The organism is Polaromonas sp. P1_G4 (genome assembly GCF_056405475.1).
Map to the genome: position 1 here is coordinate 1 of NZ_JBFUCA010000166.1, position 8,003 is coordinate 8,003.

General features: G+C 63.4%; 8 protein-coding genes and 1 pseudogene. 6 read left to right on the forward strand and 3 right to left on the reverse strand.

The window, feature by feature from the left end; genetic code table 11:
• Nucleotides 1-1,491 (forward strand): bifunctional aconitate hydratase 2/2-methylisocitrate dehydratase (locus AC1D1X_RS10350; RefSeq protein ID WP_477698235.1); only part of this gene is annotated, 1,491 nt, incomplete at its 5' end.
• A 55-nt stretch (nt 1,492-1,546) separates the two neighbouring features.
• Nucleotides 1,547-2,128 carry a BON domain-containing protein gene (locus AC1D1X_RS10355; protein WP_477698236.1) on the forward strand — a complete coding sequence of 194 codons (582 nt, stop codon included), beginning with the start codon at nt 1,547-1,549 and terminating at the stop codon, nt 2,126-2,128.
• Here AC1D1X_RS10355 and AC1D1X_RS10360 read toward each other — a convergent pair.
• Both AC1D1X_RS10360 and AC1D1X_RS10365 read right to left on the reverse strand, forming a co-directional pair.
• Nucleotides 2,123-2,506 (reverse strand): hypothetical protein, encoded by a 384-nt coding sequence (locus tag AC1D1X_RS10360; protein WP_477671362.1) that lies wholly within the window; start codon nt 2,504-2,506, stop codon nt 2,123-2,125. The genes AC1D1X_RS10355 and AC1D1X_RS10360 overlap by 6 nt on opposite strands.
• A 39-nt stretch (nt 2,507-2,545) precedes the next feature.
• Nucleotides 2,546-3,049 carry a pyridoxamine 5'-phosphate oxidase family protein gene (locus AC1D1X_RS10365; RefSeq protein WP_477671363.1) on the reverse strand — a complete coding sequence of 168 codons (504 nt, stop codon included), beginning with the start codon at nt 3,047-3,049 and terminating at the stop codon, nt 2,546-2,548.
• A gap of 298 nt (nt 3,050-3,347) precedes the next feature.
• Between AC1D1X_RS10365 and AC1D1X_RS10370 the strand changes: the two genes are divergently transcribed.
• The 4 genes from AC1D1X_RS10370 to AC1D1X_RS10385 all read left to right on the forward strand — a co-directional run bounded on the left by AC1D1X_RS10370 (nt 3,348) and on the right by AC1D1X_RS10385 (nt 7,831).
• On the forward strand, nt 3,348-4,373 hold the full coding sequence (locus tag AC1D1X_RS10370; protein ID WP_477671364.1) for an iron ABC transporter substrate-binding protein: 1,026 nt from the start codon (nt 3,348-3,350) through the stop codon (nt 4,371-4,373).
• Between the two features lie 52 nt (nt 4,374-4,425).
• Nucleotides 4,426-6,024 carry an ABC transporter permease gene (locus tag AC1D1X_RS10375; RefSeq protein WP_477671365.1) on the forward strand — a complete coding sequence of 533 codons (1,599 nt, stop codon included), beginning with the start codon at nt 4,426-4,428 and terminating at the stop codon, nt 6,022-6,024.
• Nucleotides 6,021-7,136 (forward strand): ABC transporter ATP-binding protein, encoded by a 1,116-nt coding sequence (locus tag AC1D1X_RS10380; RefSeq protein WP_477671366.1) that lies wholly within the window; start codon nt 6,021-6,023, stop codon nt 7,134-7,136. Before AC1D1X_RS10375 ends, AC1D1X_RS10380 begins: the two co-directional genes overlap by 4 nt.
• Before the next feature lie 332 nt (nt 7,137-7,468).
• On the forward strand, nt 7,469-7,831 hold the full coding sequence (locus AC1D1X_RS10385) for a DUF1428 domain-containing protein (protein WP_457279322.1): 363 nt from the start codon (nt 7,469-7,471) through the stop codon (nt 7,829-7,831).
• 18 nt (nt 7,832-7,849) lie between these two features.
• Here the strand turns inward: AC1D1X_RS10385 and AC1D1X_RS10390 are convergent.
• Nucleotides 7,850-8,003 (reverse strand): annotated as a pseudogene (locus AC1D1X_RS10390) (transcriptional regulator); the annotation flags it as partial.

Genomic DNA, 8,003 nt, shown 5'->3' on the forward strand with positions numbered 1-8,003 from the left:
CCGCAGAACCCGGCCGACAACGGCCGCGGCTTTACGCTGGCACAAAAAATGGTTGGCCGTGCGGTCGGCTTGCCTGAAGGCCAGGGCGTACGCCCCGGCACGTACTGCGAGCCCAAGATGACTTCTGTCGGCTCGCAGGACACCACCGGTCCGATGACGCGCGACGAATTGAAAGACCTGGCTTGCCTGGGTTTCAGCGCCGACCTGGTGATGCAGTCCTTCTGCCACACGGCGGCTTATCCCAAGCCGGTCGATGTGAAGATGCACCACGAGCTGCCCGAGTTCATGAGCGACCGCGGTGGCATCCCGCTGCGTCCGGGCGACGGCATCATCCACAGCTGGCTCAACCGCATGCTGCTGCCCGACACCGTCGGCACCGGCGGCGATAGCCACACGCGTTTTCCCATCGGCATCAGCTTCCCCGCGGGCTCAGGCCTGGTGGCTTTCGGTGCTGCCACCGGCGTCATGCCGCTGGACATGCCTGAGTCGGTGCTGGTGCGCTTCAAGGGCGAAATGCAGCCCGGTATCACGCTGCGCGACCTGGTCAACGCAATCCCGTTGTACGCTATCAAGGCCAGCCTGCTGACGGTCGCCAAGCAAGGCAAGAAGAACATCTTCTCCGGCCGCATTCTGGAAATCGAAGGCTTGCCCGACCTGAAGGTCGAACAGGCGTTCGAGCTCTCCGACGCTTCCGCAGAGCGTTCCGCTGGCGGCTGCACGGTGCACCTGAACAAGGAACCTATCATCGAATACATCAACAGCAACATCACGATGCTGAAATGGATGATCGCCACGGGTTACTCGGATGTGCGTACCATCAAGCGCCGCATTGCCGCCATGGAAGCCTGGCTGGCCGACCCGCAGCTGCTCAAGGGCGATGCGGACGCCGAATATGCCGCCGTCATCGAGATCGACCTGGCCGACATCCACGAGCCTATCGTGGCCTGCCCGAACGACCCTGACGACGTGAAGACCCTGAGCGAAGTGGCTGGCAGCAAGATCGACGAAGTCTTTATCGGCAGCTGCATGACCAACATCGGCCATTTCCGCGCTGCCTCCAAGCTGCTCGAAAACAAGCGCGACATCCCCGTCAAACTGTGGATGGCGCCGCCGACCAAGATGGATGCCAAGCAGCTGACCGAAGAAGGCCACTACGGCGTGCTCGGCTCGGCCGGCGCCCGCATGGAAATGCCGGGTTGCAGCCTGTGCATGGGCAACCAGGCGCAGGTGAAAGAGGGCGCGACGGTGTTTTCCACCTCCACCCGCAACTTCCCGAACCGCCTCGGGAAAAACTCCAACGTCTACCTCGGTTCCGCCGAGCTGGCCGCGATCTGCTCCAAGCTGGGCCGCATCCCCACCAAGGCCGAATACATGGCCGACATGGGTGTGCTGACTGCTGCCAGCGACAAGATCTACCAGTACCTCAACTTCGACCAGGTCAAGGACTACACCGACATGGCTGACACCGTGAAGGACGGCGTAGCCGCTTAAGTGGACACCATGCCGGCGGCTTGACAGCCGCAAGCTGAAATGGAAGGATGAAGTGATGAAGAAACCGTCACTTCTTTCCTTCCTTTTTTTTGTTCTTTTTTCGGCCATCGGTGCAACCGCTCAAGCTCAAGATGCGCGCACCAACGCCTTCAACGACCCCTTCCTGCAGGTCACTTCGGCGATCAATCCATGCCCTGTGCCGGAGGGGCCGCTCTATACCGAGCAGGAGGTGCGTGACGTGGCCCATGTGCGGGCGCAGCACGGCGGCAGTTGCTACCGCGTGGGGCGCTGCCGCCTGGCCAACTCGTATTGGTACGACCAGGAAATCATTCCGCGCGTGTCGCAATACATCAAGCTCGATGGCCGTTTCGACGACACCAGCGTGTGGGTGCAGGGCGAGCGGCGCCTGGTTTTCCTCAAGGGTTGCGTCAAGACACGCGAACAATCGGAGGCGCTTGAAAAAGCCGTCTGGCTGGTCGATGACGTGATGGGCGTGGTGAATTACCTGCGCGTGGGTGATGAGCCCGTGCGCTATGTGCCGGCGCAGACTGAAAAGAAGKGAAGTGGGCTTGCCCCTTGCGCATGCAAAAAATCCCCGCAGTTTCCTGCGGGGATTTTTCATTGGGGGAGGCTATAGCCCCGACGGCAGCGGGTCTACCACCCGCAATTCCGAGCCGTCGACAAACTTCAGGTACCAGAACTCCGGTGACAGCGGCAGGTTGGGGTGTATGTGGCTGACATTGGCTGGCAGCACATAGACCGTGCTCGCGCCGTCGTCGGGCGGGGGTGCCAGGTAGTGGCGCTTGACCGCCACCAACCCGCCTATGGTGGAAACCACGGTGCCTATCGACTCGGTGACAGCATTGACGGTGGTGCCCTGGCCCAGCATGTGGATGGTGGTCTGGCCCATCAGGTCAGGACGTGAGGCTTCTATGTACAAGACTGCCGCGGTGTTGATGCGCAAATCGTCGGGCGCGCTGGGCTCAGTGGCTTTGTTGAAAGAGATAAAGGGCATGGATAGGGCCGGTTGGGGGACAGGTTTTCGGGCGAATTCTCAGGAAATATGCAGCTCTTTGTGCTCACCCAGCTTGCGCGGCAACTCGCCCAGGATGGCTGCCCTGGCCATTTTGGCCAGCTGCACCATCTTGCTTTCCTTCACGTCCCAGTATTCGGCGTGATGAATGCGCACTTCCAGCAGCGCCAGGTCCGGGTCGTTGACGCCCGCAGGAAACCAGGCGCGGGCAAGCGGTGACCAGAGTTCTTCTTTTTTCCCCTGGTCTTCCACGATCGCCGCCTGGCCCGACACCGATACGTAGCTGTCGGCGCCCGGGTCGGCGTACGACACGTTGACGTTGCCGTCCTGCTGCAGCCGCTGGGCCATCTCGCTTTTGCGTGAGATGAAGAAATACAGATGCGATTCCGCGTCAAGCGACTGGTTCTGCGTGGTCAGGGGATGGGCGTGCAACATGCCGCTGGCCTGGCGGTGCGTCAGCATGCCGAATTTGATGCCCTTGATCAGCTCCCAAAGGGTGTCGTGGTCTGATTTTGTTGCGCTCATGAAAACTCCCGTGGGTGGTGGCCAATGCGTCGATGCTAGGCATCATGCCGTTGGCCGCTCATCAGCGGGCGGCGCGGGCAGCTGTCAGCAAGTGCCGACAGCCCCCGGCTTCCAGCCGCAGCCTGTGTAAACCATCGCTCTACAGGGGAACTAATGGCGCGAGCGGTTACCATATAGATAGATGCAAGTAATTCGTATTTGTATTACGGCTTGCTTGCAGGCGCCCAAGGGCTTCAAGGCCTTCGCGCCCGGCCCGGTTCGGGCGAACCGGGCCGCTTTCATCTCTAAAAGGTGTTTCATGAAACTGTCGTTCCCATCTTTTGCCGGCGCCGTGCTGGCCGTCGGTCTACTGGCCGCGCCCCTGGCCTCCACGGCCCAAACCGTCACGCCCACCGCCGAAGGCATCGTGGTTTACAACGCCCAGCACGCCAGCCTGACCAAGGCCTGGGCTGAAGCCTTCAGCAAGGAAACCGGCATCAAGGTCACTTTGCGCAACGGCAGTGACACCGAGCTGGGCAACCAGATCGTGCAGGAAGGCAAAGCCTCGCCCGCTGATGTGTTCCTGACGGAGAATTCGCCGGCCATGGCGCTGGTCGACACGGCAGGGCTGTTCGCTCCGCTGGACGTGGCCACGCTGTCGGAAGTGCCTGCCAACTTCCGCCCCGCGCATGGCCGCTGGACGGGCATCGCCGCGCGCAGTACGGTGTTCGTCTACAACAAGGCCAAGCTCACGCCCGCACAGTTGCCCAAGTCCATGCTGGACCTGGCCACGCCCGCATGGAAAGGCCGCTGGGCTGCATCGCCTTCCGGCGCCGACTTCCAGGCCATCGTGAGCGCGCTGCTCGAACTCAAGGGCGAAGCCGCTACCGTCGCCTGGCTCAAGGCCATGAAGGAAAACGCCACGCCTTACAAAGGCAACGGCACCGTGCTCAAGGCCGTCAATGCAGGCCAGATCGAAGGCGGCGTGATCTATCACTATTACTACTACGGCGACCAGGCCAAGACCGGCGAGAACAGCAACAACGCCCAGTTGCATTACTTCCGCAACCAGGACCCTGGCGCTTTTGTGAGCATTTCCGGTGGCGGCGTGCTGGCCTCGAGCAAGCACCAACCCGAAGCGCAGGCCTTCGTGAAGTGGATTGCCGGCAAAGGCGGACAGGACATCCTGAAGACCGGCGACGCGTATGAGTACGCTGTTGGTACGGGCGTGCAGTCCAACCCCAAGCTGGTGCCGTTGGCTGAGCTGCAGGCGCCCAAGGTCGAGCCTTCCAAACTCAACAGCAAAAAAGTCACCGACCTGATGACCCAGGCCGGCCTGCTGTAAACCACTTCCAATCGCACCTAACCACTTCAGGTCCGCGGATCTGACACCTGCCTTGAGTGCCTTGCCATTTGATGTCGGCGCCGACTCCCTGAAGCCGGCGAGTGCGGCCCTGCTGCCTTCGCCTGCGGCCGGGCGCGGCGGCTGGCGCCTGTCGTGGGTGGGCAGCGCGGCCCTGCTGGTCTCGTTGCTCGCTTTGTTGCCGCTGGGTTTTGTCATCTGGGTCGGCATCCAGGCGGGTTGGGACACGGCCTCTGCGTTGATCTTCCGGCCCCGTGTTGGGGAGCTGCTCGTCAACACTGCTTTGCTGGTAGCGCTGACAGTGCCCTCGTGCGCCGTGCTGGCCGTGGCCCTGGCCTGGCTCACCGAGCGCAGCGACCTGCCCGGTGCGCGCACCTGGGCCTGGCTGGCCGTCGCGCCGCTGGCCGTGCCGGCTTTTGTGCACAGCTATGCCTGGATGACGGTCGCCCCCGGCCTGCACGGCTTGCCCGCCGGCGTGATGGTTTCGGTGATTGCCTACTTTCCATTTTTGTATTTGCCGGTGGCCGCGGCTTTGCGGCGGCTGGATCCGGGCATGGAAGACAGCGCCGCCTCGCTGGGCTTGAGCCCTTTGGCGGTGTTCTTCCGCGTGGTGCTGCCGCAGCTGCGGCTGGCGGTATGCGGCGGCTCACTGCTGGTAGGCCTTCACCTGCTGGCCGAGTACGGCCTTTACGTGATGATCCGTTTCGACACCTTCACCACGGCCATCGTCGACCAGTTCCAGTCGACCTACAACGGGCCTGCGGCCAACATGCTTTCCGGCGTGCTGGTGGTGTGCTGCTTCGCGTTGCTGGCACTGGAATCGGCCGCGCGCGGCAAGGAACGTTATGCGCGCGTAGGTTCCGGCGCCGCGCGCATGCCTTTCAAGCGCAGCCTGGGCCGCTTCACCGCACTCGGCCTGTTGCTGCCCGTGCTGGTCACCGCTCTGGCACTGGGCGTGCCGCTGGTTACCCTGGGCCGCTGGCTGGTGGCCGGCGGGGCTGCTGTATGGCGCGTGGATGAAATCGGCCCGGCGATTTTCCAGACCCTGGGGCTGGCGCTGGCCGGTGCGTTGCTGACCACATTGGCCGCTGTGCCCATGGCCTGGCTGTCGATACGCTCGCCCGGCCGGCTGCAGCGCGTGCTGGAGGCCTGCAACTACATGGTCGGTTCGCTGCCCGGTGTGGTGGTGGCGCTGGCGCTCGTCACGGTGACGGTGCGCATGCCGATTTACCAGACAGCGGTGACGGTGCTGCTGGCTTATTTGCTGATGTTTTTGCCACGCGCCCTCATCAGCCTGCGCGCCGGCATCGCGCAGGCGCCGGTGGAGCTGGAGCAGGCCGCGCGCAGCCTGGGCCGCACGCCCGTGCAGGCGCTGTGGGCCATCACCCTGCGGCTGGCCGCGCCCAGCGCGGCGGCCGGCGCGGCCCTGGTGGGCCTGGGGATCACCAACGAACTCACCGCCACGCTGATGCTCGCGCCCAACGGCACGCGCACCCTGGCAACTTCCTTCTGGGCCTACAGCAGCGAGATCGACTACGCCGCCGCCGCGCCCTATGCGCTCATCATGGTGCTGCTGTCGCTGCCCATGACGTGGCTGCTCTATACCCAATCCAAACGCACGGCGGGACGATGACAACTTCTCTTGAACTGAACGGCCTGCGCAAACACTATGGCCCCGTGGAAGCACTGGGCGGCGTTCACTTGCACGTGCCGGCCGGCAGCCGCACCGCCATCGTGGGTCCGTCGGGTTCCGGTAAAACCACCTTGCTGCGCATCATTGCCGGCTTCGAAGTGCCCGACGCCGGCCGCGTCGTGCTGGGTGGGCGGCAACTGGCCGACGGGCCGGAAGCCGTGCCGGCGCACCAGCGCGGCATCGGTTTTGTGCCGCAGGACGGCGCGCTGTTTCCGCATCTGACGATTGAGGGCAACGTCGGCTTTGGCCTGCCGCGCAATACGCCCCAGCGCGCTGAACGCATTGCCGAACTGATGGACATGGTCGCGCTCGACATCGCCATGCTCAGCCGTCGCCCGCATGAGTTGTCTGGCGGCCAGCAGCAGCGCGTGGCACTGGCTCGCGCGCTGGCCCAGCGCCCGCAGCTGATGTTGCTCGATGAGCCTTTTTCCGCCCTGGACACGGGCCTGCGCGCCAGCACCCGCAAAGCCGTCGCGCAATTGCTCAGCGGCGCCGGCATCACCACCATCCTGGTCACGCACGACCAGGCGGAGGCCCTGTCATTTGCCGACCAGGTAGCCGTGATGCGTGAAGGGCAACTGGTGCAGGCCGGTCGCCCGGTGGATCTTTATCTGCGGCCCCGTGATGCCGCGGTGGCCGGCTTCCTGGGCGAAGCCATCGTGCTGCCCGCGCGGCTGGCGGGCGGCTGGGCTGACTGCGCGCTGGGGCGAGTCGCGGTCAACGACGGCCAGCGCAGCGGTGCGGCGCAGATCATGCTGCGGCCAGAGCAACTGCAGGTGGCTGAAGTCCCGGCGCAGGCGGCCGCGCAAAGTGCGGATGCCGCTGCGTGCTACGGCGCGGTTATCGACACCGATTTTGGCGGTCCGGTCTGCGTGCTGTCGGTGCGCCTGGTGCGCGGCGCTGGCATGGTCACGGCAGAAGAAGCACCGGCGGCGACAGAGCTTGCTGCGTGGGACGCGCCGCTGCTGGTGCGCAGCTCCGGCCTGCATGCCCCGGCGCCGGGCGCCATGGTTCGCATCACGGTGGCCGGCGAGGCCCATGTGTTCGTATAAGCCGGCTGCGTGCCGGTTCCCGGGAATTTAAGTAAATAGTGGCCGTAACCCAATAAAAACGGGCGCAAGCAGCTATTAAATTAATAGCATTTTGCCTGTCTCTACGGGTGCGATGAACCAGCTGGCGGCGGACGTTTTCCCGGTACGCCCGCGCAAGGGGCATGGTTCGACCAATACATGCCTTGTTACGAATCTCTAAGGTGTCTTACACAGGTCTTTGGGTATATTGTGTACGGTGTACACAAATTAATGGCTATGCACTTGCACGCCGGCAACTTGGTCGGTTGTTGCGGCGTTTCAGGTGACAAACCGCTTACCCAAGGAGATTTCCCATGGCTCGTTACGTAGATGGATTCATCGTTGCCGTCCCCGCCAAGAAAGTGGAGGACTACCGCAAGCTGTCCCGCAAGGCCGGCAAGATCTGGAAGGAGTACGGCGCGATCGAATACACCGAGTGCATCGCCGACGACGTGAAACCGGGCAAGGTCACGTCCTTTCCGCAAAGCGTCAAGCTCAAGGCCGGCGAGGTGGTGGTGTTCTCGTGGATCACCTACAAGTCACGCAAGCAGCGCGACAGCGTCAACAAAAAGGTCATGTCCGACCCGCGCCTGGAGGCCATGATGGATCCGAAGAATCTGCCCTTCGATGGCAAGCGGATGATTTTTGGCGGCTTCAAGACCATCGTCGAGCTTTAAAGCCCGGACGCGCGGACTCTAGCTCTGCGCCGCCAGCGCGTGCAGCGCCTGGCGCGTGAAGTCATCCGCCGGGAAAAACGTCTCCATTGCCAACTCCTGCAGCGTCACATCCACCGGCGAGCCGAAGATGGTGGTCGTGCTGATGAAGCTCAAAACGCCTGAAGGCGTGTTG